Source organism: Frigoribacterium sp. MEB024 (assembly GCF_000878135.1).
Lineage (GTDB): Bacteria > Actinomycetota > Actinomycetes > Actinomycetales > Microbacteriaceae > Frigoribacterium.
Window position 1 is genome coordinate 34444 of record NZ_JXQZ01000018.1, and the last position, 24897, is coordinate 59340.

Here is a 24897-nt window from a genome sequence, read left to right on the forward strand (position 1 = left end):
GCATCGCCTGTCGGGCGGCGTGTCGCCACGGCATGGTCGGGTTCGGCACGCACGTCGCGCACGCGCAGGTCGGGTTCGGCACGCCCGACGAGCACGTGCAGGTCGGGTTCGGCACGCACATCGCGCACGCGCAGGTCGGATGCGGCACGCCCGACGAGCACCCGCAGGTCGGGTGCGGCACGCCGGTCGGGGCGGACGCGACCCGGTGACCGTTGCCGCCGCACGAGAGACGACCCGCGCCTCCCGAGCTCGTGAGAGCCGAGGAGGCGCGGGTCGCGTCGTCGAAGGACGTCACCTAGTCGTCGCGGTCGCCCTTCGAACGGTCGCCCTTCGAGTGCCCGCCGTCGGCGCGCTCGTCCTTCTTCCGGTCGGACTCGGACGCCTCGGAGCCGCCCTCGCCGTCCGGCTCGGGCACCTCGTCGCCGTTCCGCTCGATCGTCGCGGCGGCGGCCTGACGCAGTCGCATCCCGGCGAGTTCGTCCTTGGCGAGGGCCGCGGCCTTCTTCTCGCTCTGGGCGGTGTCGCGGGGCGGCAGCAGGATGTCGCGCTCGGCCCGGAGGCCGGCCTGCAACTCGCGGCCACGCTCGAGCTCGGCGTCGAACTCGGCCCCGAAGAGCAGGGCGTTGTTCGTGATCCAGAGCCACAGCAGGAAGACGATGACCGCACCGAGCGAGCCGTACGTCTTGTTGTAGTTCGAGAAGTTCGCGATGTAGAAGGCGAACCCCACGGACGCGACCAACCAGATGACGAGCGCCACGAGCGACCCGAGGCTCATCCACTTGAACTTCGGCTGCTTGACGTTCGGGGCCCAGTAGTAGAGCACCGCGACGATCACGACGGCGATGATCGCGAGGATCGGCAGCTTCGCGATGTCCCAGACGAACACCGCGGTGCTGCCCAGTCCGACGAGGTCGCCGACCGTCTCGGCCACGGGACCGCTGATGACCAGGATGAGCGCCGCGACGACGATGAGCACGACCGTGAACGCCGTGACGCCGAGCATGGTCGGGCGGAGCTTCCAGATCGGACGCCCCTCGTCGATGCCGTAGACGCGGTTCATGGCCCGACCGAAGGCACCCACGTAACCGGAGGCCGACCAGAGGGCACCCAGCACACCGACGATCAGAGCGACCCCGGCGGCCGGCGAACCGGTGAGCTGCATGATCGGGTCCCGCAGCAGGTCGGCGACCTGCGGCGAGCCGAACTGCGAGACGAGGTCGAGCAGCGTCTTGGCGGTCGAGTCCGCCTGCCCCACGACTCCGAGCAGCGACACGATCGCCAGCAACGCCGGGAAGATCGCCAGCACCGCGTAGTACGTGAGCGCGGCGGCGAGGTCGGTGCACTGGTCACGCGTGAACTCGCGCTGGGTCTTGCCCAGCACGTACCCCCACGAGGGCTTGGAGACGTCCGTCAGGTCTTGCGGCTTGCGCGAGTCGTCCTCGTCGGGTGACTGCTGCTCGCGCTCGGTGCTCTTCTGGGCCACGGGTCAGCGCCTGATCGTCTTGACGATGCCGGCGACGAGCGCCACGACGCCGACGGTGCCGGCCGCGGCGGCCGCCATGACGGGCTTCGGGTCGCTGTCGAGGCGCCGTTTGACGCTCGCCTTCAGCCGACGGGCGTGGGCGGGGACGCTCAGCTTGTCCTCGATGGCGTCGAGCGTGGCCGCGAACTCTTCACGGGTGCGGGCGAGGTCGAGCTCGATCTCGGGGATGCTCGCACCGGGGCGGGGCCCGGTGGCGTTCTCGGCATCCTTGTCGGGCGACGTGCTGCCGTGGGCATCGGCGCGCTCCTCGGCCGCACGGGCCTCGGCGAGCTCGGCACGGGGGTCGGGCTCGTCGCCCTTGCCGCGCTTCGCCGTGCCGTGTGCGTCGTGATCGCTCGCGTCAGTGCTTCTCGGAGTCATAGCTGCCCTGCCCTTTCAATGCGCTGACGTCGGCCTTCACGCTGGCGACGGCCTTCTCCGGGGTCGGCGGCACGCCCTTCTTGAGGGCCTTGATGCCGAGCAGTGCCAGCACGGCCGTGATGACGAGCAGGACGGCAGCGACGATGAGCGCCGCGAGCCAGGGAGCGACGACCGTCGCCAGCCCCAACACAACGGCCGTGATGAGCACGGCGAGCAGGAAGAAGCCGAACAGGGCGGCGCCGACCAACAAGCCGACACCCACCCCGGCCTCTTTGGCCTTGGTGGCGAGCTCGGTCTTGGCCAGCGCGATCTCGCCGCGGATCAGCCGCGAGATCAGCTCGGGCAGGCTGCCGATCAGCGAGCCGAGCGAACGTTTGGTGCTCTGTTCGGGTGCCTTCAGGTCACTCACCGACCGTCACCCCCGGCAGCTTGTCGTCGTCGGGGCTGGTGCCCGCGGTCTGCTTCTTGACGTCGTCGGCCTTCTCGTTCACCTTGTCGGCGGCCTTGTGCGCCGCCTCGGTCGCCTTGGCGGCGGCCTTGTCGGTGGCGTCCGAGCCCTTGCCCGACACGGACTTCGCCTTGGAGCCGACCGCGTGGGCGGCGTCGTTCGCGACGTCCTGCGCCTTCTTGGCGACGATCGGAGCGTTCTCCTTCACGAAGCCCTCGGCCTGCTGGACGCCCTTCTGGACGGTCGGGTTCTCCCACAGGCTCTCGGCCTGGTCCTTGATCTTGACGTACGCGCCGCGACCCGCGCGGGCTCCGAGGACGTATCCGACGGCCGCTCCTGCGACGAAGAGGATCTTGCCTTTCATGGGTGCTCCTTGGCTCGTGGTGGCAGGTAGGCCTTCCACGCTGGCACGACCCGGCGCACGCGGCCCAGATTGGCCGGGCATCCGTGGACGACGCCGTCCGTCGGCATGCGGGGGACGAGCCACCCCGGCGCCGCGGTCAGGAGGCGCGGGTCGCCACCAGCGGGACGCGCACCTCGAGCGCGTCGCTGCGCACCGTGGCGACCGCCAGCCGCACGAGTCGCACCGTGCACCAGCAGAACAACACCACGAGCAGGGCGTTGCGGGCGCCCAGGACGAGCACGGCCACCGGGTCGAGCTCGATCAGGGATCGGTAGAGGATCGGGAAGACCAGCGTCGTGAGCCCCGAGGCCCAGGCGGTCAACACGGCCGGCGTCCGGAACGCCTCGGGGCGCGAGGCGTACCCGACGGCCACGATCGGCACGATCCAGAGCAGGTACTGCGGCGAGCCCACCTTGTTGAAGACGACGAAGGCGAGGGTGAGGGTCAGGGCGCCGAGCAGCACCGTGCCGAACTCGTCGTCGCGGCCACGAGCCGGGACGACGGCCGCGGCGCCGGCGGACGCTGCCGACCCGCGCCTCCGGAGCCCTCCCCGTCGGGGCAGGCCGAAGCTGGCCACGGCCAGGACACCCGCCAGCAGCACGAGGACGGCGAGCATGACCTGGGTGCTGTCGTTGATCATCCAGGTGTCGCCTGGGCCCATCACCTCGCGGGTGGCGAGGGCGACGTTCTGGTACACCGAAGCGCCGGGGACGCGCAGCATGGCCATCCAGAGCCAGGGCGTCGAGAGCGTCGCCTCGAGTTGCAGGGCCCGCCCCGACTGCATCGTGACGAAGCTCGTGATGTCGTCGGCCCCCCGGCCGAGCAACACGCACGACACGACGACCATGGTGACGAGCACTCCCCCGCGCAGCACGACCGCCCGGTGACGCGACCCGACGACGACCGCCGCGATGACGGCGGCGGGCCAGACCTTGATCCACGTGGCCGCCGCCAGCAGCAGCCCGGCCACCCGCGGACGCGTCGAGAGCAGCATCAGGGCGGCGACGACCAACGGCGCGCTGAACCCCTCGAGCCGCAGGAACGCGACGGGGCTGAGCACGAGCGTCACGAGCAGCCACCACCAGGCGGCCCGGTTGTCGACCGTGCGTCGGCCGCGGTCGGTCAACAGCCAGAGCGCGGCGGCGTCGAGCGCGGTCAGCAGGGCCAGCCAGACGAACTGGTAGTGCTGTTCACCGAAGACGTTCGGCAGCACGATCGGCACGAGGGCCCCGGCCGGGTAGACCCACGAGAAGTCGAGGACGGGCCAGACCCCCTCGCTCAGGGCCCCCGTCGCCCAGAGGCGGTAGAGCGGCAGGTCGCCGGTGACCCCGCCGCCGATCATCAGCGGCGTGAGCGCGAGGAACACGGCGGCGTGCACGGCGACGAAACCGTAGAGCAGGCCGCGCGGATGGGCCTGCACGCGCGACCAGGTGCGGCGCAGTCGCGTGGGGAGGGGCGCAGGCGCGACGGCGCTCGAGGTGGTCACGCCTCGAATGTAAGGCCGCGGCCTTGCCGTTGTCTTTCCGGCAGGTGAATCCATCGGAAGATCCCTCTCGAGGCGGAGGTCCGACCGGTGTACGGTGCCGTCCATGGACCGACGACGTTCCGCAGACGGAGGCGAGGTCACTCCGCCGACCGACGACACGCACGCACCTCACGACCTCGGCAGCGTCGACGACGACCTGGCCGTCGACCGGGGGCGCCCGATCGGCTTCTGGCTGAGACTCGTGGACGGGCTGATCGACCGGCGCTTCGAGGAGGTCCTCGACGAACACGGGGTCACTCGCCGTCAATGGCAACTGCTGAACCTGCTCGAGCGGGGCCCGGCCACCCGCACCACCCTCGACGGGGCCGTCGCGCCCTTCCTCGACCCGGCCACGGGCGAGTCGAGTTCGGACCACCTCGCCGAGCTGGTCGAGAGCGGCTGGGTGAGCCTCGCGACCGACGGGGTCGGTGACGGTCGCTACGCCCTCACCGAGCGCGGGAGCCTCGCGCACCGCAAGCTCGTCGACGTCGTCGACGGCATCCGCGACGAGACGGTCCGGGGGGCCGAGCCGGGCGCCCACGCGACCACGGTGCGGTTCCTCCGCACGGCCGCGCTCAACCTCGGCTGGCGTCCCTGATCGCCCGGCCCGCCCGACCCGCCCGACCCGGCGGGCCGAGGGCCGACGAGCGCAGGAGGCGCGGCGTCAGTTCCGCAGGAAGACCCACCAGATCATCAGCATCGTCACGACGAACCCGCTGACGAAGTTGAGGGCCAGGAAGCGCCGCCACCCACGGTTGACCTCTTCGGCCCGGTCGTCGGTCACGTTCCACCACGGGGCGCAGCTCATCGCGTAGGGCAGGGTGAGCAGGGCCGCCAGCGGGCCGGGCCAATCGGTGAAGGTCAGCAGCACGCCGGCCAGCAGGTAGGCCACCACCGAGAGACGCACCGTCGAGCGAGCCCCGATCTCGGTCGCGATCGACGAGATGCCGCCCTCGCGGTCGGCCAGCACGTCCTGCACGGCACCGAACGCGTGACTCGCGACGCCCCAGAGGAAGAACGCCCCGAGCAGCGCCCACAGCTGGGGCGTGAACGTGGCCCCGGCCAGCACGAGACCGTAGACGGCGGGGCTGACGAAGTGCGTGCTCGAGGTGATCGAGTCGACGAAGGGGCGCTCCTTGAAGCGCAGGCCGGGGGCCGAGTAGGCGATCACCGCGAAGACGCTGACGGCCAGCACGAGCCAGCTCAGCGGACTGCCGACCGCCACGAGGAACACCAGGAACGGGACGTTCGTGATCACCGCCGCGCGCAACGTCGTGCGGTGCAGGCTGCGATCGAGCAGCGCGCCCTCGACTCCGCCCTTGCGCGGGTTGTGCAGGTCGCTCTCGTAGTCGAAGACGTCGTTGATGCCGTACATCGCGAGGTTGTAGGGGATCAAGAAGTAGAGCGCGCCGACGATCAGTACGAGCCAGTTCACCGGGCCCAGCACGTTCTCGGCCGTGAGGAAGATGACGGCCTCCGTGCCGGCCGGCGTCACGTCGACCTGGGACAGCGGCTGGTACGAGCCCAGGTACCCGGTCGTCGTCGGCGCGAGCAGCGACGTCAGCACGTACGCCGCCGCGAACGGGAACGCCGTGTTGATCCAGCTCAGGGGCCGGGACGAGACGAACAGGGCCTTGAGCGTGTTCACGAGCGCGCCTCCTTCACGGTCGTCGATCCGCCGGCCGCCGGCGCCGCGGGAGCGCGGGGCGTCTTGGGGCCGCCGAGCAGCACCCACACCGAGGGCAGCAGGACCAGCGCCGCGACCGCGTAGGCGAAGTCCTCGAGCGGGGCGATGCCCACGAAGACGCCGCTGATGCGGGCGGCGTCGTAGCCGACCAGTCCGATGCCGATCATGACGTTGTCGAACACGGCGGTCATCACGAGCAGCACGCCCGTCGCGAGGCCCGCCCCCAGCAGCCGTTCGCGTCGCCGCCGCGACGTCTCGGCCGGGGACGAGGAGGCGCGCGCGGCCCGGCCACGCACCCCTGCGGCCACCAGCGCCAGCACCCCGAGCACCGCGACGATCGACAGGAACACCGCGTTGACGGCCCAGTAGGTCACGACGCCACGCCGTCCGCCCGGCGACCGGCCCGCGCGTGGCTCTCGTCGCGCCGGTCGAGGACGACCGCCGCCGCCATCCGGGCTCCGGCCAGGAGGTTCATCGTCAGGTAGCAGAGCAGCGCCAGGAAGAAGAGCTCTTCGAGCGGCAGCTCGGTCGCCACCAGGACGCCGGTCATGAACGAGGTCTCGCCCCGGAAGAAGATGCCGAGGTCGATGCCCACGACGTCCCAGATCAGGAAGAACACGACGCCGACCAGCAGCGTCACCGCGGCCCGGGGCACGTCGCGCCAGAAGAACAGGTGGAACCTGCGGTCGAGCATCACCATTCCGAACAGCGAGACGAGCAACGCCGCGAGGTAGACGAACCCCATCAGCCGGCGGCGGGCTCGGGGAGCGGCTCGGTGCTGGTGTCGCCGCGCAGGTTCTTGAGCAGGACCTCGGCGCTGATCAGGCACATCGGCAGGCCGATGCCGGGGCGGACCGACCCGCCGGCGTAGAACAGCGAGTCGACGCGGGTCGAGACGTTGCCGGTGCGGAACAGGGCGCTCTGGGCGAGCGTGTGCGCGGGACCGAGCATGCTGCCGCTCCAGGCGTTGACGTCGTCGACGAAGTCCCGCGGTCCGCGGGTGCGTCGGACCACGACGCGGTCGGCGAGGTCGGGCACGTGCGCCCACTCGGCGATCTGGGCGATGACGCCGTCGGCGAGCCGCTCGATCATCGGGTCGCCGTCACCGTCGACGTCGCCGGAGCCGAGCGCAGGGTCGGCGGGCAGCGGCACCAGGACGAAGAGGTTCGTGTGACCGGCGGGCGCCGTCGACGGGTCGACCGTGCTCGGTTTGCAGACGTACAGCGACGGCGGGTCGGGGATGCGCTTGTCGGCACCGAAGATCCGCTCGAAGTTCTCGTGCCAGTCCCGGGCGAAGAGCAGCGTGTGGTGCTCGAGCTCGGGGATCTCGCCCTCGACGCCCAGGTAGAGCAGCAGGGCGCTCGGCCCGGGGTTCTTCTTCGCCCAGTACGACGAGTCGTAGGTGCGCAGCTCGCGCGGCAACAGCTGCGTCTCGGTGTGGTGCAGGTCGGCCGCGCTGACGACGAGGTCGGCGTCGACGCGGTGCGTCTCGCCCTCGGCGTCGGTCCAGTCGACCCCGGTCGCCTCGGCGGTCGCCTTCGAGCCGCGCGGCAGGGCAGCGCCCTCGGCTGCGAGCGGCTGCGTGACGATCTGCGTCACGGCCGCGCCGGTCACGACGGTCACCCCGGCCTCGACGGCCACGTCGCGGATCGCCTCGATCACCGAGATCAGGCCGCCCTGCGGGTACAGGACGCCGTCGTCGAGGTCGAGCGTGCTCATCAGGTGGTACATGCTCGGGGTGTCGAACGGCGACGAACCGAGGAAGACCGCGGGGTACCCCAGGATCTGTCGGAGGCGCGGGTCGGTCACCGTGCGGGAGGCGTACGAGTCGAGGCTCGTCAGCAGCAGCCGCGCCAGCTTCGGCAGGCGCACCAGCACGTCGCCGCGCAGCAGCGGCGTGAGGCTGCCGAAGCTCGTGTAGAGGAACCGCCGCTTGGCGATCTCGTAGGTGTCGCGGGCCGAGCGCAGGTACCGGCGCATGCGTTCGCCGCTGCCGGGCTCGACGCGCTCGAAGAGCTCGACGTTCTGGTCGAGCCCGCGGGGCACGTCGATCGGTGCGCTGGCCGCGGGGTCGTCGGGCGTCGGCTCGAACAGCACGCGGTAGCCCGGGTCGAGTTCGACGAGGTCGAGGCGCTCGGCCGCCGACGTGCCCATCAGGCGGAAGAAGTGGTCGAAGACCTCGGGCATGAGGTACCAGCTCGGGCCGAGGTCGAAGCGGAAGCCCTCGTGGCTCCACGACCCGGCGCGGCCGCCGACCTCGTCGTTCTTCTCGAGCAGGGTGACCTCGTGGCCTTCGCGGGCCAGCAGCGCGGCCGAGGCCAGGCCGCTGATGCCACCACCGATCACGACGACGCGGCGGCCGTGGCGGGTGACGCTGAGGCCGTGCGACTCGTCGGGCGCACCGGTGCCGGCCCCCGTGGCCCCGCGGTCGACCGTGTCGCGGCTCATGCGCGGGCCTCGGGCAGGCGCGTGACGCGACCGGCCGCGGCCCCCGCGGCGATGCGGACCTTGACCGGGTTCGGCACGCGCACGCGCGCCCGGACCAGGGAGGAGGCGGGGGTCGCCTCGAGACGCCGGTTCAGCTCGGCGAACAGGCCGTGGGCCAGTGCCACCGCACGACGCGAGGACGTCGGCAGCACGGGGATGATCTCGCCGCTCACGCGGAGGTCGTCGTCGATGTCTCGCACCAGTCTCGTCTTGGTCTGCTCGTCGAACGTGGTCACGTCGACGCCGGGGAAGTAGCTGCGGCCGAGCTGCTCGAAGTCGGCTGCGAGGTCGCGCAGGAAGTTCACCTTCTGGAAGGCCGCGCCCAGGCGGCGAGCCCCCTCTTCGAGCTCGGCGACCGTGCTCGACGGGAAGGAGTGCCCCTGCAGGAACGCCTTCAGGCACATCAGGCCGACGACCTCGGCCGAGCCGTACACGTAGGCGTCGAACGAGGCCTGGTCGTGCTCGCGGGCGCTGAGGTCGGCCCGCATGGAGGCGAAGAAGGGAGCGGTGAGCTCGGCACCGAACCCGGTGGCGCGGGCGGTGCGGGCGAAGGCGTGCACGACCAGGTTGGGGCTGAATCCCTCGACCAGGGCCCGCTCGGTCTCGGCCTCGAAGCCATCGAGCAACCGGCCGGCCGCCTCGGCGCCCAGACCGGCCTCGGTCGCGGGGCCGTCGACGATCTCGTCCGCGACGCGCACGAGCGCGTACACGTTCTCGACGTGCTGCCGCACCTCGCCGCCCAGCAGGCGGGACGCCAGGCCGAAGGACGTCGAATAGCGGCGGATCACGCCTCCCGCGGTCGCGTCGGCCACGGAGTCGTACAGCGACAGGCCCGTCATCGCACCCTCTCGAGGACGTCCTGGACGACCGGCGTCAACGCCTCGCGCAACGACTCGGGCACCTCGGCCCGGTCGAGCACGTCGAGCGCACGGCGGGCGTGCTGCTCGACGAGTCCCTCGGCGAAGGAGCGGGCGCCGCAGACCTCGAGGCGACCACGGACGTGCTCGGCCTCGGCCTCGCTGAGGTCGGCCTTGCCGATGAACGGCTGGATCGTGAACCACTCGTCGGTGGTCGCGGCGTGGGCGACGAGCACCGTGCGCTTGCCCTCACGCAGATCGCCGCGTGTGGTCTTGCCGGTCGCCTCTTCGGTGCCGAAGACGCCGAGCAGGTCGTCCACCACCTGGTACGCGACCCCGACCTCGCGGCCGAAGTCGCCGACCGCCGTGACGACGGCCTCGCCCGCACCGGCCAGGACGGCGCCCGCCTGCAGCGGTGCCTCGAACGAGTAGACGGCCGTCTTGGCGCGCTCCATCTCGAGGATCTCGTCGACGGTCGGCAGGTCGGCGGACAGCGAGAACTCGACGTCGACCATCTCTCCGCCCGCGCTGACGAAGATCGCCTCGTCGAGCAGGTCGAGCAAACGCGTGCGGACGTGGTCCTGGCAACCGATGCCGAGCAGCATGCGGCTGGCCCCGGTCAGGGCGAGGTCGCCGGCGATCACGGCGGCCGACATGCCCCGGTGCTCTGCCGCGGGGGTCGGGATGCCCGCCGTCGTCGCGGTGTCGCGATAGCTGCCCGAGACGTTGGGGATGCCGCGCCGCGAGAAGTCGCGGTCGATGACGTCGTCGTGGACGATCAGGGCCGTGTGCAGCAACTCGAAGGCCGCACCGACCCGGGCCACGGCCTCGTCGTCGGTGCCCCCGAGGGCGTCGTAGGCCGTGAAGACCATGCGGGGCCGGAAACGCTTCCCCCCGGCGCTGTTGCGCTCGAGCACCGACCACAGGTCGACGTATCGCCAGCCCACCGACTCGGCGCGGCGCTTGGCCAGCGCGAAGAAGTCGTCGAGGACGGCGTCGACACGATCGTGTCTCGCCCGCGTGCCTGCGTGCAGGTGATCACCGTCCACCAGGGCAGACTACCTCTCATGACCCGTGAGATCTCGACGCATCCCCAGCCGACGTCCGGTGACCGCCCCGGCGCGCACGACGAGCTCGTGGTGCTGCTCGACGACGAGGGCACGCCCATCGGCACGACCGCGAAGGCGACCGTGCACACCGCCACGACGCCGTTGCACCTGGCCTTCAGCTGCCACGTCACCGACGACCTCGGCCGCGTCCTCGTCACCCGTCGCGCCCTGTCGAAGAAGACCTGGCCCGGCGTCTGGACCAATTCGTTCTGCGGCCACCCCGCCCCCGGCGAGACGCCGGCCGAGGCGCTGATGCGGCGCGCCCACCAAGAGCTCGGCATGGAGGTCCGCGACGTCGAGGTGATCCTGCCCGAGTTCCGGTACCTCGCCACCGACGCCTCGGGCGTGGTCGAGAACGAGATCTGCCCGGTCTTCACGGCCCGCGCCGTGGGCCTGCCCGACCCCTCGCCCGACGAGGTCGCCGAATGGGCCTGGGTCGAGCCCGCCGAGCTGCGCGACGCGGTCGCGGCCGCGCCGTTCGCGTTCTCGCCCTGGTTGGGCTGGCAGCTGGCCGCCTGGCCCGCCTGAGAGCACCGAACCTTCAACGGTAGCCCCCGCCGAGGGGCCTGACAAGCCCCTCGCGAACGGCCTCGCGCACTCGTATCGTGGCGATCGAGGGACCGGATGCGACGTCCGGCCCGCGACGGGAGGCGACCGTGGGTTCCACCTACACGAGGGACGCGACGACGTCCCCGGTCGCGATCCACCCCTACCCCAAGCACCAGTCCCGAGCGGTCGGGGACCGCGACCACTCCTCGGCGACCCGGGAGGCGGGGGCCGCGTCGGGCGACGCACGTCCCGTCCGCTACGCGGACTTCTTCGGGGACGACGAAGGCGCGAGCCGGTCCGCCTGACCCGGCCCGCGCCTCCTGCGCTCTCCGTGCTCGACGCGGCCTAGCGCGGACGCATGGCGTACGCCGCGGGGCAGTCGAACGGGTCGCGGGCCGAGAGGCCGACGCGGTTGAGGTACCGGATCACGATCGCGTACGACTTGCCGATCGTCGTCTCGGTGTAGGGGATGCCGTGCTCGGCGCAGTGCGCCTTCACCAGGGCGCTGGCCGCGCGCAGGTTCGGACGCGCCATGCTCGGGAACAGGTGGTGCTCGATCTGGTAGTTCAGCCCGCCCATGAAGGCCGTCGAGTGCCGGCCCGTGATGTTGCGCGAGGTGAGCACCTGCTTGCTCAGGAAGTCGACCTTCGCACCCTCGGGGATGATCGGCATGCCCTTGTGGTTCGGGGCGAAGGACGATCCCATGTAGAGGCCGAAGACGGCCATCTGCACGCCGATGAAGGCGAAGGCCATGCCGAGCGGCAGGAACCAGAAGACGACGCCGAAGTAGGCGACGAGTCGCACGGCGATCAGCGTGATCTCGAGCGCGCGGCCCTCGACCTTGTCGCGGCCGAGCAGCGTGCGGAACGACGTCACGTGCAGGTTGACGCCTTCGCCGAGCAGCAGGGGGAAGAAGAAGTAGCCCTGACGACGGGTGACGAAGCCGAGCACGCCGCGCTGCTTCGCCGCGTCCTCTTCGAGGAACGAGATCGTGTCGAACGCGATGTCGGGGTCTTTGCCCTTGGTGTTCGGGTTGGCGTGGTGGCGGCTGTGCTTGGTCATCCACCACGCGTAGCTGATGCCCACGACGCCGGCCGCGAGGACGCGACCGACCTTGTCGTTGCGCGTGCCCGACTCGAACACCTGGCGGTGCGCGGCCTCGTGCGTGAGGAACGCGAACTGCGTGAGGATGACGCCGAGGGCAGCGGCGATCAACAGCTGGAACCAGCTCGAGCCCAACAGGACGAACCCGGTGGCCGCGCCGCCGAGGCACGCGACGAGGACGACGAAGACCGTGACGTAGAAGCCGGTGCGGCGCTGCAGCAGACCCGCCTCGCGCACGGACTTGAGCAGGCTCGAGTAGGTGCTGGTCGGCTTGCCGACCTGACCCGCGACGGTGGGTCGGAACCCGGCGGGCGCGGCACCTGCCGGCGCGTGGACGATGCGCGGGTACGAGGTTCGGGGGGTCGTGGGGACGGTGGCGGTCATCGGGCTCCCGCGGCTGGTCGACTTCTCAGCCGGGTGGATGGGCCGGAGGCGGCCCGAAGATGCTGCGAACGTAACGGCGTGGGCTGGGAAGGTGTCGGGAGATCGCCGTGTCGTGACGCGCTTGCCCTCACTCGCATGTCACACGTAACCTGTCACACGTGACAGCCAGTTTCGTCGAGCGTCTCAGCGGGGTGGTCCACGACCTCGAGCAGGTGCCCTACCGCACGGGCGAGCGCGACGCCCGACAGGGGCACGGGCTGCGGCACCGCGCCCTCGAGGCCGCGGCCTCGGCCGCACCGGTACGCGAGATCGAGATCTCGGGGCTCGAGGTGCTCGTCGAGACCTGGCCCGACGCCAAGGACGGCCACGGCTCGTGGGTCACGGGGGGCACCGTCGTCGGCACCGGGCCGCGGCCCGCCTCGGTCGTGGCGGGCTACGTCGACCTGCTCTTCATGAGCACCGCGGGCGTCCGGCGCACGTACTACCGACTGCTCACCGTCGACGACCCCGACCCCGACGTCGCGACGGCCCGCCTGATCGAGTGCGTCAAAGAGGTCGGACCCGACTGGCGATCCACCTGGGCCGACACGACGACCGCCTACACCCGGGTCAGCCGCCTGCCGGCCGGCGTGCTGATCGCGGACCAGCTGCACACGGCCGAGGGGCTGGCCTCCACCCGACGCGTGATGGACGGCGTGCTCACCGGGTTGTCGCTCGAGTCCGAGGGGGTGCTGCGGGTGACGCCCTCCGGCATGGCCCGTCAACTCACGACGCTCAGGGGCCGCGGCTGGCCACTGACCTTCGGCACCGCCCGCCGCCTGGCGTTCAGGAGCGCGCGGTAAACTCGGCGGGTCCCCCACCCGTGAAAGAGGTCTCGTGACGCCTGCGCACCACGACTCCGGCGCGACCGCCCCCGTGGCGTCGCCCGACCCCTCGGACCGGGGCGTCGACCCCTCGCCCTCCGCGTACTGGCCCGTGCCCGTGTTGCGTGCCGTCCCCGCCCTCGCGGCCGCCGCCGCGATCACCTTCACCCCCGATCACTCACCGCAGGTCGGCCTGCTCGCCTTCGGGTCGTCGGCGGTCGTCGGCGGCGTCGTGCTCGCCGCGGGCTCGGCCCTGCGCCTGTCCGACCGATCGAGCCGCACCATCGCCGTGCTCCAGGGTGTCGTCGGTGCCGTGATCGGCGCTCTCTGCCTCGTCTTCTCGCACGGGCAGCTGCCCGTGCTGGTCGCCTTCGTCACGGCCTGGGCCGTGCTGACGGGCGTCCTCGAACTGCTGACCGGCCTGCGCCGTCGTCGTCGCTCGCCGCTCGCCCGTGACTGGACGACCGTCGGCGTGCTCACCCTGGCCCTGGCCGTGGTCTTCCTCGTCGTCCCGCCGGACTACAGCCAGCAGCTCGGCGGCATCGAGCAGATCGAGGGCGAACTGACGTCCTCGACCGTGCTCGTCGGCATCCTGGGCGCCTACGGCGCCCTGGTCGGCGTCTTCCTCGTGATCGCCGGCCTCTCGCTCAAATGGCAGACCGGTCACCCGGCCGCTGCCGACACCCCCGACGACAAGGCACGAACGTCATGACCCACCCCACCTGGCGCGACCGGTTCCGCCCCGCCGAGTTCCTCGGCCTGTCGGGGGTCTTCGCCGCCTTCGTCGGCCTCGTCGTCCTCATGACGACGCGCGACCTGCAACTCGCGCTGATCTTCCTCTGCATCGGCTTCATCGTCGCGCTCGTCACCATCGCCATGCTCGCCCTCGCGGCCAAGCCCAACGACGACGAACGCCACGAGATCGACGACGCCGACAAGCCGCGCGGCCACTGACGCGACGCGGATCGACTGCCGCTGCCTCTCGGCCGCTGCTCCGTCGCGCGGCGCCCTCGGGTGCGCGGGCCGTCCTGACGGGCCGGCCCGCACCTCCTGGGGTCAGGCCAGGTGGTCGACCAGCTGCGACGCGATGCCCGTGTAGGTCGCCGGGGTCAGCGCCACGAGGCGCTGCTTCGCCTCGTCGGAGACGTCGAGGCCCTCGACGAACGCGACCAGTTCGGCCTGCCCGACGCGCTTGCCGCGGGTGAGCTCTTTGAGCATGGCGTACGGGTCGTCGATCGACGAGCGTCCGGCGACGACCTCGGCACGGATCACCGTCTGGATGGCCTCGCCGAGGACCTCCCAGTTGGAGTCGAGGTCGGACTCGAGCGTCACGGTGCCGACGGCGATCTCGCCGAGGCCACGGCGCAGGTTGTCGAGCGCGAGCATCGAGTGACCGAAGGCGACCCCGATGTTGCGCTGGGCCGACGAGTCCGTGAGGTCGCGCTGCTGGCGACTGGTGACCAGGGTCGAGGCCAGCGAGTCGAAGAGTGCCGACGAGATCTCGAGGTTGGCCTCGGCGTTCTCGAAGCGGATCGGGTTGATCTTATGCGGCATGGTCGACGACCCGGTCGCCCCCGCCTGCGGGATCTGCGTGAAGTAGCCCATCGAGATGTACGACCACACGTCGGTGGCGAGGTTGTGCAGCACGCGGTTGGCGTGGGCGACGCGCGAGTAGAGCTCTGCCTGCCAGTCGTGCGACTCGATCTGTGTCGTCAGCGGGTTGAAGGTCAGCCCGAGGGCGTCCTCGACGAAGGCGCGGGCCGTCGCGGGCCAGTCCAGCCCGGGGTCGGCGACGACGTGGGCCGAGAAGGTGCCGGTCGCCCCGCTGAACTTGCCGAGGAACTCGGTGCCGACGATCTGCGAGCGCAGTCGCTGGAGGCGGTGCGCGAAGACGGCGAACTCTTTTCCGACCGTGGTCGGCGTCGCCGGTTGCCCGTGGGTGTGCGCGAGCATCGGCACGTCGCGCGCGTCGGTGGCCCAGGTGGTGAGGGCGGCGAGGACGGCGTCGAAGGCCGGCAGCCAGACGTCGAACAGGGCCGCCTTGACGGTGACCGCGTACGAGAGGTTGTTGATGTCCTCGCTGGTGCAGGCGAAGTGGGTGAGTTCGGCGATCTCGTCGAGCCCGAGCTCGGCCAGACGGGCCCGGACGAAGTACTCGACCGCCTTGACGTCGTGCCGGGTCGTCGCCTCGAGGCCGGCGAGCTCGTCGATCGCGGCCTGGCCGAAGTCGGTGACGACGGCCCGCAGTGCCCGCTTCTGCTCGTCGTCGAGCGGGGCAGAGCCGAACGCGCGGCGGTCGGTCTGGGCGATGAGCCACTCGACCTCGACGTGCACGCGGGCCCGGTTCAGCCCCGCCTCGCTGAGGTGGTCGCCCAGCGTGCCGACCGACGAGCGGTAGCGGCCGTCGAGCGGGCTGAGGGGCTGAGGAGGCAACGTCATGACTGTCCCTTGCGGAGTGCGGGTTCGATCTGGCGGAAGAGGGCCGAGCAGGCGCGCTCGACCATGTCGAGCACCTCGTCGAAGAGTCCTGCGTCGGAGTAGTACGGGTCGGGGACGTCGAGACCGCCGCCCGTCGGCGCCGCGTCGGGAGCGAAGGTGAGCAGCAGCTGCACCTTCGAGCGGTCGGCGTCGTCGCCTGCCCAGGCCCGGAGGATGCGTTCTTGGCCGCGATCGAACGCCACCACGAGGTCGTAGCGCGCGAAGTCGTCGGCCTCGAACTGTTTCGCCCGGTGCCGGGAACCATCGTAGCCGCGGCGTTCCAGGGCCTCGACGGTGCGGGGATCGGCCCCCTCGCCGACGTGCCAGTCGCCGGTGCCCGCGCTCGTGACCTCGACCCGGTCGCCGAGGCCCGCGTCGTCGGCGAGCGAGCGCAGCACCGTCTCGGCCATGGGCGAACGACAGATGTTGCCCGTGCAGACGAAGCAGATGCGGAACCGGTTCACCGCTTCCGGTCACCCCGCCCGACCACGGGACGGACGACGACGCCGATGGCCCAGGCGAAGACCGCGAGCACGACGGCACCGATCACGCCCCACCAGAAACCGTCGATCGTCAACCCGAAGCCGAAGAGATCCGAGATCCACGCCACGATCAGCAGCAGCAGCCCGTTCACGATCAACGCGATCAGGCCGAGCGTCAGGACGTAGAGGGGGAAGGCCACCACCCGGATCGCCGTGCCGACCACGCCGTTGACGATGCCGAAGACCAGGGCGAGCAGCAGGAAGGTCACGATCGTCTCGGGGGTGCCTCCTGCTCCGTAGGGCGTCACCGTCACCCCCGACACGAGCAGCGTGGTGAGCCACAGGGCCACCGCGTTGATGAGCAGCCTCACGACGAATCGGGTCATGCCCCCATCATGCCGACCTCTCCTCCACGGGCGGTAGTGCCCGACCGGATCCCCCGAGGAGGCGCGGTGCCCTGCCGCGACGCGGCCCCCGCCCCATAGGCTGACCGCGTGACCACTCCCGTCCGACTCCGTCCCGAGATCGCCGCCCTCCCGCCCTACCGCCAGGGCAAGCAGGCGTCCCCCGACGCCTTCAAGCTGTCGTCGAACGAGAACCCGTTCGAGCCCCTCCCCTCGGTCGTCGAGGCCGTCCGTGGCGCCGTCTCGCTCAACCGCTACCCCGACGCCTCGGCGACGGCCCTGCGGACGGCCCTCGCCACCCGGTTCGGCGTCACCGTCGACGAGGTTCACGTCGGCGCGGGGTCGGTCTCGTTGCTGGCCCAGTTCGTGCTCGCCGCGGCCTCGGTCGGCGACGAGGTCGTCTACGCCTGGCGTTCGTTCGAGGCCTACCCGGGGCTCGTCACGGTGGCCGGTGCGACGAGCGTCCAGGTGCCGTTGCGGGCCGACGGGGGCCACGACCTCGAGGCCATGGCCGCGGCCGTCACCGACCGCACCCGCGTCGTCATCATCTGCTCTCCCAACAACCCGACGGGCACCACGGTGTCGACGAGCGAGTTCGAGTCGTTCATGGCCGCGGTGCCCGACGACGTGCTCGTGCTGCTCGACGAGGCGTACGCCGAGTTCGTCACCGACAGCACGGCCGTCGACGGCGAGACGCTCACCGAGCTGCACCCGAACCTCGTCCTGTTGCGCACCTTCTCCAAGGCGTACGGGCTGGCCGCACTCCGCGTCGGGTACGCGATCGGCGCCTCCTACCTGCTCGACGCCGCGCGGGCCACGGCCATCCCCCTCGCCGTCACCGAGCAGGGCGCGGCCGCGGCCCTCGCCTCGCTCGACCACGCCGACGAGCTGCTCGCGCGGGTCGACCGCATCGTCCTGCTGCGCGACCAGGTGCGACGCGCCCTGATCGACCAGGGGTGGACGGTCCCCGAGGCCCAGGGCAACTTCGTCTGGCTCGCCACGGGCGAGCACACGGCCGCCGCGGCCCAGGTGTTCGCCGACCACGGGGTCGTGGTCCGGCCGTTCGCGGGCGAGGGCGTCCGCGTCACGATCGGCGAGCCGTCGTCGGTCGACAAGCTGTTGCACGCCGCCCAGCAGGTCGCCGACCTCACATCCCGGTGACGGCATATGCCGCGGAATAGATTGGACGCCATGTCTTCCTCCGAAGCGACCGACGCGCCCCCGCCCGTCCAGCTCCTGTCGCCGTCGGGCGAGGTGGTCGAGTCGGCCGCGGCCGACGAGTTCCGCCCCTACGTCGACGCCCTCGGCGACGACGGGCTCCGCGCCCTCCACCGCGACATGGTGTTGACCCGTCGGTTCGACCGCGAAGCCGCGGCACTGGCCCGCCAGGGTCAGCTCGCCCTGTGGGTGCCGAGCCACGGCCAAGAGGGGGCCCAGGTCGGCCTGGCCCACGCCACCCGTCCGCAGGACCACCTCTTCCCGTCCTATCGCGAGCACGCGGTCGCCCTGTCCCGCGGCATCGACCCGGTCGACATCCTGCGCCTGCTGCGCGGGCACACGCACGGCGGCTGGAACCCCGCCGAGCACCAGAACTTCCACATCTACACGCTGGTCATCGGCTCGCAGACGCTGCACGCGACCGGTTTCGCCATGGGGCTCGGCCTCGACGGCAAGAGCGGCACGGGCGATCCCGAGGTCGACCAGGCCGTCGTGACGTTCTTCGGCGACGGCGCGACCAGCCAGGGCGACGTCAGCGAGGCCCTGGTGTTCGCCGCGAGCTTCCAGACCCCCGAGTTGTTCTTCCTGCAGAACAACCAGTGGGCGATCAGCGTGCCGGTCGCACGCCAGTCGCGCACGCCCCTCGTCGCCCGCGCCGGCGGCTTCGGCATCCCCGGCACCCAGGTCGACGGCAACGACGTGCTCGCGAGCTACGCCGTCAGCCGCCGCGACCTCGAGGCCGCCCGTGGCGGCGGTGGGCCCCGCTTCATCGAGGCGCTCACCTACCGCGTCGGCGCGCACACCTCGTCCGACGACCCCACCAAGTACCGCACCGACGACGAGCTGCAGTCGTGGATCGCCCGTGACCCGATCACGCGGTTCGAGGCCTTCCTGCGCAACCGAGGCGAGGGCGACGCGTTCTTCGCCGACCTCGAGACCGAGGGCGACGACCTCGGAGCCGACGTCCGACGGCGCACGGTCTCGCTGCCGAACCCCGACCGCGGCCTCATCTTCGACCACGTGTACTCCGAGCCGCACCCGCTGATGACCGAACAGAAGCAGTGGTTGGCGACCTACGAGCAGAGCTTCGGCGACGCGGGCGAGACCGTGACCACCGACGAGGGGGCAGCATGACCGACACCGCCGAGAACCCGACCGGCACGGTCGAGTCGACCCGCGCCTCCGTGCAGACCATGCCGCTCGGCAAGGCGATCAACGCCGGACTCCGCCAGGCCATGGCCGACGACCCGCGCGTCCTGCTGATGGGAGAAGACATCGGCACGCTCGGTGGCGTCTTCCGTGTGACCGAGGGGCTGCAGGCCGAGTTCGGCGAGAAGCGCGTCATCGACACCCCGCTCGCCGAGTCGGGCATCGTGGGCACCGCGATCGGACTCGCGATGGGTGGCTTCCGCCCGGTCTGCGAGATCCAGTTCGACGGCTTCATCTACCCCGGCTTCGACCAGATCACGTCGCAGCTCGCCAAGATGACCAACCGTCACGAGGGTGCGGTCACGATGCCTGTCGTGATCCGGGTGCCCTACGGCGGACACATCGGCGCGGTCGAGCACCACCAGGAGAGCCCCGAGGCGTACTTCGCCCACACGGCGGGCCTGCGCGTCGTCAGCCCGAGCACACCGCACGACGCCTACTGGATGATCCAGGAGGCGATCGCGTCGAACGACCCCGTCATGTTCTTCGAGCCCAAGAGCCGCTACTGGCCCAAGGGCGAGGTCGACCTGAGCGACCCGCAGGCGCCGCTGCACGCGAGCCGTGTCGTCCGGACGGGCACCGAGGTCACCCTGCTGGGGCACGGAGCGATGGTCAGCGTGCTGCTCCAGGCGGCCGAGATCGCGGCAGCCGAGGGTGTCTCGGCCGAGGTCGTCGACCTGCGCTCGCTCTCGCCGGTCGACTACGGGCCCATCCTCGAGTCGGTCCGCAAGACCGGGCGTCTCGTGGTGGCCCAGGAGGCCCCCGGTTTCGTCTCGGTCGGCTCCGAGATCGCCGCCACCGTGGCCGAGAAGGCGTTCTACTCGCTCGAGGCGCCCGTGCTGCGCGTCAGCGGCTTCGACGCCCCCTTCCCTCCTGCCAAGCTCGAGACGCAGTACCTGCCCGACGCCGATCGCGTGCTCGAGGCGGTCGACCGGGCCCTGGCCTACTAGGAGTCACGACATGACCAGCGAATTCACCCTGCCCGACGTCGGCGAGGGCCTGACCGAGGCCGAGATCGTCGAATGGAAGGTCGCCCCCGGCGACAACGTCGAGATCAACCAGGTGCTCGTCGAGATCGAGACCGCGAAGTCGCTCGTCGAGCTGCCGTCGCCCTACGCCGGTGTGGTCGAGAGCATCCTCGTCGAACCGGGCACCACGGTCGACGTCGGCACCCCGATCATCAGGGTCGGCGACTCGTCGGCACCCGCGACCCCGTCGGGTCGTGCCGCCGAGTCCGAGTCGCTCGAGTCGGGCGGACTCGCGCGCACGGCGCAGGTGGTGTCGCAGAACGAAGAGGCGCTCTCGGCGCAGCGTGCCCGTCAGGCCGAACCCGCGGCACCCACCGCCCCCGCGTCGGCAGAGGGCTCGACCCCCGTCGCCCCGGCCCGCTCGGCCGACGCGGTCAGCGCCGACGGCGACACCGGTTCGGTGGCGCACGCACCCGAGGCCCCTGCCGACTCCGGTTCGGGTGCCGTGCTCGTGGGCTACGGCGCCGCGGGCGGTCACGGCTCGACCCGCCGCCGTCGCCCGTCGCAGACCGAGGTCGACGCGCGGCAGCTGCGCGTCGCCGAGCAGGCCCGGCGGCGCCCCACCACCTCGGTGCCCGCCGCGCAGGCCCTGCCGATCATCGCCAAGCCGCCGATCCGCAAGCTGGCCAAGGACCTCGAGGTCGACCTCGCCGTCGTCCAGCCGACCGGCCTGGCCGGCGAGGTCACGCGCGACGACGTCATCCGTCACGCCCAGCAGGCCAGCGTCTTCCGCAACATCGAGACGCCCGAGTGGGGCGAGGAGCGCGTCGAGCGCATCCCGGTCAAGGGCGTCCGCAAGGCCATCGCCGCGGCCATGACGTCGTCGGCGTTCACCGCCCCGCACGTCAGCCTGTTCGTCGACGTCGACGCCACCCGCACGATGGAGTTCGTCAAGCGGCTCAAGGCGTCGCCGCAGTTCGCCGGCGTCAAGGTCTCGCCGCTGCTGATCATGGCCAAGGCGATCATCTGGGCCGTGCGCCGCAACCCGATGGTCAACTCGGCCTGGACCGACCGCGAGATCCTCGTGCGCCACTTCGTCAACCTCGGCATCGCCGCGGCGACCCCCCGTGGCCTGATCGTGCCGAACGTCAAAGAGGCCCAGTCGATGAGCCTGCTCGAGTTGGCCCAGGCCCTCGAGCAGCTGACGCTGACCGCGCGCGACGGCAAGACCACGCCCGCCGACATGCGGGACGGCACGATCACGATCACCAACATCGGCGTCTTCGGCATGGACACCGGCACGCCGATCCTCAACCCGGGCGAGGTCGCGATCGTGGCCCTCGGCACGATCAAGCCCAAGGCCTGGGTGGTCGACGGCGAGGTGCGTTCGCGCATGGTGACGACGATCGGGGCGAGCTTCGACCACCGCGTGGTCGACGGCGACGTCGCCAGCCGCTTCGTGGCCGACGTGGCGAGCGTCCTCGAAGAGCCGGCGCTCCTGCTCGACTGACGCCGCGCCTCCCCGTCCGTTCCTGAGAACGGCGCGGTCGGCCGGGTCCTCACCTGGCTGGGGAGGGACGGCGTGGACTAACGTCGAGTGCAGGACGACCGGTCATGACCAGATGGGACCACCCTCGGGCGCGATCGACGAGGGGGCCATGACCGAGCACATCACCGACGGAGCCGTGCCGAAGCACGAGCAGTTGCGCTCCATCGTGCAGCGCCTCGCGGCCGGGTCCCAGCCCGGCTCGGCGATCGCGAGCGAGCGCCAGCTCATGCTCGAGTACGGCGTCAGCCGCATCACCGTGCGCGAGGCCGTGGGGCAACTCGTGAACGAGGGCTGGTTGACCCGCGTCCGGGGCAAGGGCACCTTCGTGGCGCACCGCGTGGTGCAGTCGACGCTGCACCTGGCCTCGTTCACCGACGAGATGACCAAGCTGGGTCACGTGCCGAGCACGGTCGTGCTGGTCAAGGCCGAGACGACTCCCCCGCCCGAGACGGCCGCCGCGCTCGGACTCGAGGTCGGCGCGTCGGCGTTCCACGTCAAGCGCCTGCGACTGGCCGACGGCGTGCCGGTCAGCATCGACGACGGCTGGTATCCCGCGGACCGCCTGCCCGGCCTCCTCGACCACGACCTCAGCAGATCGCTATACCGCATCCTCGACGGCGACTACGCGACACCGATCACGCGCGCGACCCAGACCGTCAGCGCCGAGGGGGCAGACGCCGACGTCGCCACGCTGCTCGGCACGAGCGAGGGCGCCCCGGTGATGTACTTCGACCGGATCTCGTTCGCCGGCGACGTCCCGCTCGAACACGCCAAGAGCTGGTACCGCTCCGACCGCTACCGCCTGCAGATGCAGGTCGAGTCGGGCACGACGCCCGACTGACTCCCGACCGCTACGCGCCGGCCTCAGAGGTCGAAGAGGGGCTCGCCCGAGGCGACGGTCGTGCCGACGGCCCGCTGCGAGACGCTGTCGGGGGTGCTGTCGAGCACGACGACCGGGATGACCGCCGAGTAGCCCGCCTCGGCCACGACGGCCGGGTCGAAGCGGACGACGAGGTCGCCCGCCGCGACGGTCGCGCCCTCGGCGACGGCGAGCTCGAAGCCCGTGCCGCCGAGCTTGACGGTGTCGATGCCGACGTGCACGAGCAGGCCCGTGCCCGACTCCCCCACCACGACGAACGCGTGCGGGTGCAGCTTGACGATCTCGCCCGCGACGGGCGAGACGACGGCGACCAGGCCGCCGGCAGGAGGCGCGCTCGGCTCGACCGCGACGCCCGCGCCCACGAGCTGCCCCGCGAACACGGCGTCGGGCACCTCGGCGAGCGCCGTCACCCGGCCGGCGACGGGTGAGACGACCGTGGTCACGGCAGCAGGTCGTTGATGTCTTCGGCGAGCGAGTCGGCGATCGTGCCGACGATCACCTGGACGCTGCCGCCCGCGTGGACGACGGCCGTCGCTCCCGCGGCCTTGAGGGCGGCGTCGTCGACGAGGGAGACGTCCCGCACGTCGGTTCGGAGGCGCGTGATGCAGCCCTCGATCTCCTCGATGTTGTCGGCGCCGCCGAGTCCGTCGATCATGGCCTGTGCTTTCGACATGAGTTGTTCTCCTCCGTGGGTCGGTCCCTCGCGGTGACAGGGGGTCGTCCTAGTTGACACCACCCGTCGGTCTGAGGAAACTACCACTCACTGGTCATGACCGGACAGGACCGGGCTGGCTCCGCGCTCGACGCGACCCGCGCCTCCCGAACCGCCTCCGCCCGCACGACACCCACCCCCGCACCACGGCTGCTCACCGACGAGAGGACCACCTGATGACGACGACGACCGAGTCGGCCCCGACCAAGAAGAGGGGCTCGGCCGCGTTCGCGGTGCTGCAGCGCCTCGGGCGCAGCCTCATGCTGCCGATCGCCGTGCTGCCCGCCGCGGGCATCCTGCTGCGCCTCGGGCAGGACGACCTGCTCGGCGCCATCCCGGGCTTCGAGACCGGCGCCTCGGTGATCGGCGCCGCCGGGCAGGCGGTGTTCACCTGGCTGCCGCTGATCTTCGCGGTCGGCATCGCGATCGGCTGGGCGAAGAAGTCGGACGGCTCGACGGCCCTCGCCGCGGTCGTCGGCTACATGGTGATCGACGGCGTCTTCAAGGCCATGTCGCCGGTCGTGCTCGCCGGCCGCGAGACCCCGACGGGCGACCCCGAGGTCATCAACTACGGCGTGCTGGCCGGCATCGTGATGGGCATCCTCTCGGCGATGATCTGGCAGCGCTTCTACCGCACGAAGCTGCCCGACTTCCTCGGGTTCTTCTCGGGCCGTCGCATGGTGCCGATCCTCACCGCCGTCACGGGCCTGGTCGTCGGCGTCGTCATGTCGTTCATCTATCCCCTGTTCAACAACGCCCTCACCGGCATCGGCCAGGCGGTCGCGTCGAACGACGTCGTCGGCAGCGGCGTCTACGGCGTCGCCAACCGCCTGCTGATCCCCACCGGCCTGCACCACATCCTCAACTCGGTCGTCTGGTTCCTGGTCGGCGACTACACGAACGCGAGCGGCGAGGTCGTGCGCGGCGACCTGAACCGCTTCTTCGCCGGCGACCCGAGCGCCGGGGTGTTCATGACCGGGTTCTTCCCGATCTTCATGTTCGCCCTGCCCGCGGCGGCACTGGCCATCTGGCGTCACGCCCGCCCCGAGAAGAAGAAGCTGATCGGCGGCATCATGCTGTCCACGGCGCTGACCGCGTTCATCACGGGCATCACCGAGCCGCTCGAGTTCTCGTTCATGTTCGTCGCCTGGCCGCTGTACGTGATCCACGCGGTGCTGACCGGGACGTCGATGATGCTGGTCAACGCGCTCGACATCCACACCGGGTTCACCTTCTCGGCGGGGTTGATCGACTACGTGCTGAACTTCAACATCTCGCAGAACTCGATCTGGCTGATCCCGATCGGGCTCGGGTACGCGGTCGTCTACTACGTCCTGTTCAGCTTCGTGATCAAGAAGTGGAACCTCAAGACACCCGGTCGCGAGGACGACGACGCGGCCGGCGCCGAGTCCGTCGAGGCCGCCACGAAGGCCTAGGTCCGGCGAGACCCCAGGAAGTGACCGAGACCCCCGTGCGCCCACGGGGGTCTCGGCGCATTCCTGGGGTGCCGACCAGCCGAGGAGGCGCGCTCGGTCGACCCGCGCCTCCTCGTTTTGACAATCATTATCAGTAGCAATAGCGTGACGACCATGAAGATGCGCTCGCTGCCGACCCTGCTCGTCCTGCCCGCCGCCGCGGCCCTCGTGCTGAGCGGTTGCGCCACGGGCGCCTCGGGCTA

Annotated in this window: 30 protein-coding genes; 13 read left to right on the forward strand and 17 right to left on the reverse strand. The window is 71.1% G+C overall.

Translation table 11 applies throughout. The features are described 5' to 3' along the window. Window positions 1-32 precede the first annotated feature (32 nt). Window positions 33-209: a hypothetical protein gene (locus SZ60_RS17090; protein WP_156155485.1), complete on the forward strand. Its 177-nt coding sequence runs from the start codon at window positions 33-35 to the stop codon at window positions 207-209. Between the two features lie 86 nt (window positions 210-295). On the opposite strand, the gene SZ60_RS04585 is transcribed toward SZ60_RS17090, so the two are convergent. From SZ60_RS04585 to SZ60_RS04605, 5 genes are all read right to left on the reverse strand, one after another. Next, window positions 296-1483, reverse strand: coding sequence for a YihY/virulence factor BrkB family protein (locus SZ60_RS04585; RefSeq protein WP_043594077.1), 1188 nt, complete (start codon window positions 1481-1483; stop codon window positions 296-298). A 3-nt stretch (window positions 1484-1486) separates the two neighbouring features. Then, entirely contained in the window at window positions 1487-1903 is a 417-nt protein-coding gene (locus SZ60_RS04590; protein ID WP_043594078.1) for a DUF3618 domain-containing protein, read from the reverse strand. After that, a complete protein-coding gene (locus tag SZ60_RS04595) occupies window positions 1884-2312 on the reverse strand; it encodes a phage holin family protein (protein WP_043594080.1) in 429 nt (142 codons plus the stop codon). The genes SZ60_RS04590 and SZ60_RS04595 overlap by 20 nt, the downstream gene beginning before the upstream one ends. Continuing rightward, window positions 2305-2715: a hypothetical protein gene (locus tag SZ60_RS17095; protein WP_043594082.1), complete on the reverse strand. Its 411-nt coding sequence runs from the start codon at window positions 2713-2715 to the stop codon at window positions 2305-2307. Before SZ60_RS17095 ends, SZ60_RS04595 begins: the two co-directional genes overlap by 8 nt. A gap of 136 nt (window positions 2716-2851) precedes the next feature. After that, a complete protein-coding gene (locus tag SZ60_RS04605; RefSeq protein WP_052505158.1) occupies window positions 2852-4240 on the reverse strand; it encodes a glycosyltransferase 87 family protein in 1389 nt (462 codons plus the stop codon). Between the two features lie 103 nt (window positions 4241-4343). On the opposite strand from SZ60_RS04605, the gene SZ60_RS04610 reads away from it, so the two are divergent. Then, window positions 4344-4877: a MarR family winged helix-turn-helix transcriptional regulator gene (locus SZ60_RS04610; protein ID WP_231567049.1), complete on the forward strand. Its 534-nt coding sequence runs from the start codon at window positions 4344-4346 to the stop codon at window positions 4875-4877. Window positions 4878-4943: 66 nt separating this feature from the next. Here SZ60_RS04610 and SZ60_RS04615 read toward each other — a convergent pair whose 3' ends face one another. From SZ60_RS04615 to SZ60_RS04640, 6 genes are read right to left on the reverse strand one after another with little or no spacing between them, the layout of a single operon-like run. Beyond that, on the reverse strand, window positions 4944-5927 hold the full coding sequence (locus tag SZ60_RS04615; protein WP_231567050.1) for a prenyltransferase: 984 nt from the start codon (window positions 5925-5927) through the stop codon (window positions 4944-4946). Continuing rightward, the gene (locus SZ60_RS04620) at window positions 5924-6340 is read right to left on the reverse strand and encodes a lycopene cyclase domain-containing protein (protein WP_043594084.1); all 417 of its coding nucleotides are present in this window, start codon (window positions 6338-6340) and stop codon (window positions 5924-5926) included. The genes SZ60_RS04615 and SZ60_RS04620 overlap by 4 nt, the downstream gene beginning before the upstream one ends. Continuing rightward, window positions 6337-6711, reverse strand: a complete 375-nt coding sequence (locus SZ60_RS04625) for a lycopene cyclase domain-containing protein (RefSeq protein ID WP_043594086.1) — start codon at window positions 6709-6711, stop codon at window positions 6337-6339. Before SZ60_RS04625 ends, SZ60_RS04620 begins: the two co-directional genes overlap by 4 nt. Then, on the reverse strand, window positions 6711-8414 hold the full coding sequence (gene crtI, locus SZ60_RS04630; protein ID WP_082059876.1) for a phytoene desaturase family protein: 1704 nt from the start codon (window positions 8412-8414) through the stop codon (window positions 6711-6713). Before crtI ends, SZ60_RS04625 begins: the two co-directional genes overlap by 1 nt. Further along, window positions 8411-9292 carry a phytoene/squalene synthase family protein gene (locus SZ60_RS04635; protein WP_043594088.1) on the reverse strand — a complete coding sequence of 294 codons (882 nt, stop codon included), beginning with the start codon at window positions 9290-9292 and terminating at the stop codon, window positions 8411-8413. Before SZ60_RS04635 ends, crtI begins: the two co-directional genes overlap by 4 nt. Further along, window positions 9289-10359, reverse strand: a complete 1071-nt coding sequence (locus tag SZ60_RS04640) for a polyprenyl synthetase family protein (RefSeq protein ID WP_082059877.1) — start codon at window positions 10357-10359, stop codon at window positions 9289-9291. Before SZ60_RS04640 ends, SZ60_RS04635 begins: the two co-directional genes overlap by 4 nt. 18 nt (window positions 10360-10377) lie before the next feature. Here SZ60_RS04640 and idi point away from each other — a divergent pair, with 18 nt between their 5' ends. Next, on the forward strand, window positions 10378-10947 hold the full coding sequence (gene idi / locus SZ60_RS04645; RefSeq protein ID WP_043594089.1) for an isopentenyl-diphosphate Delta-isomerase: 570 nt from the start codon (window positions 10378-10380) through the stop codon (window positions 10945-10947). Between the two features lie 128 nt (window positions 10948-11075). After that, window positions 11076-11273: a hypothetical protein gene (locus tag SZ60_RS04650; RefSeq protein ID WP_156155486.1), complete on the forward strand. Its 198-nt coding sequence runs from the start codon at window positions 11076-11078 to the stop codon at window positions 11271-11273. Between the two features lie 40 nt (window positions 11274-11313). On the opposite strand, the gene SZ60_RS04655 is transcribed toward SZ60_RS04650, so the two are convergent. Then, entirely contained in the window at window positions 11314-12456 is a 1143-nt protein-coding gene (locus SZ60_RS04655) for an acyl-CoA desaturase (protein ID WP_043594093.1), read from the reverse strand. Between the two features lie 158 nt (window positions 12457-12614). Between SZ60_RS04655 and SZ60_RS04660 the strand changes: the two genes are divergently transcribed. The 3 genes from SZ60_RS04660 to SZ60_RS04670 are packed head-to-tail and all read left to right on the forward strand — an operon-like array spanning window position 12615 to window position 14273. Then, on the forward strand, window positions 12615-13298 hold the full coding sequence (locus SZ60_RS04660; protein WP_156155487.1) for a hypothetical protein: 684 nt from the start codon (window positions 12615-12617) through the stop codon (window positions 13296-13298). 34 nt (window positions 13299-13332) lie between these two features. Beyond that, on the forward strand, window positions 13333-14031 hold the full coding sequence (locus SZ60_RS04665; protein WP_231567051.1) for a DUF308 domain-containing protein: 699 nt from the start codon (window positions 13333-13335) through the stop codon (window positions 14029-14031). Then, on the forward strand, window positions 14028-14273 hold the full coding sequence (locus SZ60_RS04670) for a hypothetical protein (protein ID WP_043594098.1): 246 nt from the start codon (window positions 14028-14030) through the stop codon (window positions 14271-14273). The genes SZ60_RS04665 and SZ60_RS04670 overlap by 4 nt, the downstream gene beginning before the upstream one ends. A gap of 102 nt (window positions 14274-14375) precedes the next feature. Here the strand turns inward: SZ60_RS04670 and purB are convergent, their stop codons facing one another. The 3 genes from purB to SZ60_RS04685 are packed head-to-tail and all read right to left on the reverse strand — an operon-like array spanning window position 14376 to window position 16665. Continuing rightward, on the reverse strand, window positions 14376-15758 hold the full coding sequence (purB, locus tag SZ60_RS04675) for an adenylosuccinate lyase (RefSeq protein ID WP_043594099.1): 1383 nt from the start codon (window positions 15756-15758) through the stop codon (window positions 14376-14378). Further along, window positions 15755-16261, reverse strand: a complete 507-nt coding sequence (locus SZ60_RS04680; protein ID WP_255349702.1) for a low molecular weight protein-tyrosine-phosphatase — start codon at window positions 16259-16261, stop codon at window positions 15755-15757. The genes purB and SZ60_RS04680 overlap by 4 nt, the downstream gene beginning before the upstream one ends. Further along, on the reverse strand, window positions 16258-16665 hold the full coding sequence (locus tag SZ60_RS04685) for a phage holin family protein (protein ID WP_043594100.1): 408 nt from the start codon (window positions 16663-16665) through the stop codon (window positions 16258-16260). Before SZ60_RS04685 ends, SZ60_RS04680 begins: the two co-directional genes overlap by 4 nt. 108 nt (window positions 16666-16773) lie before the next feature. Between SZ60_RS04685 and SZ60_RS04690 the strand changes: the two genes are divergently transcribed. From SZ60_RS04690 to SZ60_RS04710, 5 genes are all read left to right on the forward strand, one after another. Further along, the gene (locus SZ60_RS04690; protein WP_043594102.1) at window positions 16774-17844 is read left to right on the forward strand and encodes a histidinol-phosphate transaminase; all 1071 of its coding nucleotides are present in this window, start codon (window positions 16774-16776) and stop codon (window positions 17842-17844) included. A gap of 30 nt (window positions 17845-17874) precedes the next feature. After that, a complete protein-coding gene (locus SZ60_RS04695) occupies window positions 17875-19035 on the forward strand; it encodes a thiamine pyrophosphate-dependent dehydrogenase E1 component subunit alpha (RefSeq protein ID WP_043594103.1) in 1161 nt (386 codons plus the stop codon). Beyond that, a complete protein-coding gene (locus tag SZ60_RS04700) occupies window positions 19032-20060 on the forward strand; it encodes an alpha-ketoacid dehydrogenase subunit beta (RefSeq protein ID WP_043594105.1) in 1029 nt (342 codons plus the stop codon). Before SZ60_RS04695 ends, SZ60_RS04700 begins: the two co-directional genes overlap by 4 nt. A 10-nt stretch (window positions 20061-20070) precedes the next feature. Next, on the forward strand, window positions 20071-21588 hold the full coding sequence (locus SZ60_RS04705) for a dihydrolipoamide acetyltransferase family protein (protein ID WP_043594106.1): 1518 nt from the start codon (window positions 20071-20073) through the stop codon (window positions 21586-21588). 148 nt (window positions 21589-21736) lie between these two features. Beyond that, complete coding sequence (locus SZ60_RS04710) at window positions 21737-22468, forward strand: GntR family transcriptional regulator (protein WP_043594133.1); 732 nt, start codon at window positions 21737-21739, stop codon at window positions 22466-22468. Window positions 22469-22491: 23 nt separating this feature from the next. Here SZ60_RS04710 and SZ60_RS04715 read toward each other — a convergent pair whose 3' ends face one another. Both SZ60_RS04715 and SZ60_RS04720 read right to left on the reverse strand, forming a co-directional pair. Beyond that, window positions 22492-22950 carry a PTS glucose transporter subunit IIA gene (locus tag SZ60_RS04715; protein WP_043594107.1) on the reverse strand — a complete coding sequence of 153 codons (459 nt, stop codon included), beginning with the start codon at window positions 22948-22950 and terminating at the stop codon, window positions 22492-22494. Continuing rightward, complete coding sequence (locus tag SZ60_RS04720) at window positions 22947-23180, reverse strand: glucose PTS transporter subunit EIIB (protein WP_043594109.1); 234 nt, start codon at window positions 23178-23180, stop codon at window positions 22947-22949. The genes SZ60_RS04715 and SZ60_RS04720 overlap by 4 nt, the downstream gene beginning before the upstream one ends. 215 nt (window positions 23181-23395) lie before the next feature. Here SZ60_RS04720 and SZ60_RS04725 point away from each other — a divergent pair, with 215 nt between their 5' ends. After that, window positions 23396-24655 carry a PTS transporter subunit EIIC gene (locus SZ60_RS04725; RefSeq protein ID WP_043594110.1) on the forward strand — a complete coding sequence of 420 codons (1260 nt, stop codon included), beginning with the start codon at window positions 23396-23398 and terminating at the stop codon, window positions 24653-24655. Window positions 24656-24897 lie beyond the last annotated feature (242 nt).

What these genes read in the sequence shown, in the direction of transcription:
- SZ60_RS04610 (WP_231567049.1), top strand. Translation starts at nt 4,344, where the DNA reads ATGGACCGACGACGTTCCGCAGACGGAGGCGAGGTCACTCCGCCGACC.
- SZ60_RS17090 (WP_156155485.1), top strand. Translation starts at nt 33, where the DNA reads ATGGTCGGGTTCGGCACGCACGTCGCGCACGCGCAGGTCGGGTTCGGC.
- SZ60_RS04625 (WP_043594086.1), bottom strand. Translation starts at nt 6,711, where the DNA reads ATGGGGTTCGTCTACCTCGCGGCGTTGCTCGTCTCGCTGTTCGGAATG.
- SZ60_RS04705 (WP_043594106.1), top strand. Translation starts at nt 20,071, where the DNA reads ATGACCAGCGAATTCACCCTGCCCGACGTCGGCGAGGGCCTGACCGAG.
- purB (WP_043594099.1), bottom strand. Translation starts at nt 15,758, where the DNA reads ATGACGTTGCCTCCTCAGCCCCTCAGCCCGCTCGACGGCCGCTACCGC.
- SZ60_RS04700 (WP_043594105.1), top strand. Translation starts at nt 19,032, where the DNA reads ATGACCGACACCGCCGAGAACCCGACCGGCACGGTCGAGTCGACCCGC.
- SZ60_RS04695 (WP_043594103.1), top strand. Translation starts at nt 17,875, where the DNA reads ATGTCTTCCTCCGAAGCGACCGACGCGCCCCCGCCCGTCCAGCTCCTG.
- SZ60_RS04635 (WP_043594088.1), bottom strand. Translation starts at nt 9,292, where the DNA reads ATGACGGGCCTGTCGCTGTACGACTCCGTGGCCGACGCGACCGCGGGA.
- crtI (WP_082059876.1), bottom strand. Translation starts at nt 8,414, where the DNA reads ATGAGCCGCGACACGGTCGACCGCGGGGCCACGGGGGCCGGCACCGGT.
- SZ60_RS17095 (WP_043594082.1), bottom strand. Translation starts at nt 2,715, where the DNA reads ATGAAAGGCAAGATCCTCTTCGTCGCAGGAGCGGCCGTCGGATACGTC.
- SZ60_RS04725 (WP_043594110.1), top strand. Translation starts at nt 23,396, where the DNA reads ATGACGACGACGACCGAGTCGGCCCCGACCAAGAAGAGGGGCTCGGCC.
- SZ60_RS04710 (WP_043594133.1), top strand. Translation starts at nt 21,737, where the DNA reads ATGACCGAGCACATCACCGACGGAGCCGTGCCGAAGCACGAGCAGTTG.
- SZ60_RS04670 (WP_043594098.1), top strand. Translation starts at nt 14,028, where the DNA reads ATGACCCACCCCACCTGGCGCGACCGGTTCCGCCCCGCCGAGTTCCTC.
- SZ60_RS04685 (WP_043594100.1), bottom strand. Translation starts at nt 16,665, where the DNA reads ATGACCCGATTCGTCGTGAGGCTGCTCATCAACGCGGTGGCCCTGTGG.
- SZ60_RS04590 (WP_043594078.1), bottom strand. Translation starts at nt 1,903, where the DNA reads ATGACTCCGAGAAGCACTGACGCGAGCGATCACGACGCACACGGCACG.
- SZ60_RS04655 (WP_043594093.1), bottom strand. Translation starts at nt 12,456, where the DNA reads ATGACCGCCACCGTCCCCACGACCCCCCGAACCTCGTACCCGCGCATC.
- SZ60_RS04720 (WP_043594109.1), bottom strand. Translation starts at nt 23,180, where the DNA reads ATGTCGAAAGCACAGGCCATGATCGACGGACTCGGCGGCGCCGACAAC.
- idi (WP_043594089.1), top strand. Translation starts at nt 10,378, where the DNA reads ATGACCCGTGAGATCTCGACGCATCCCCAGCCGACGTCCGGTGACCGC.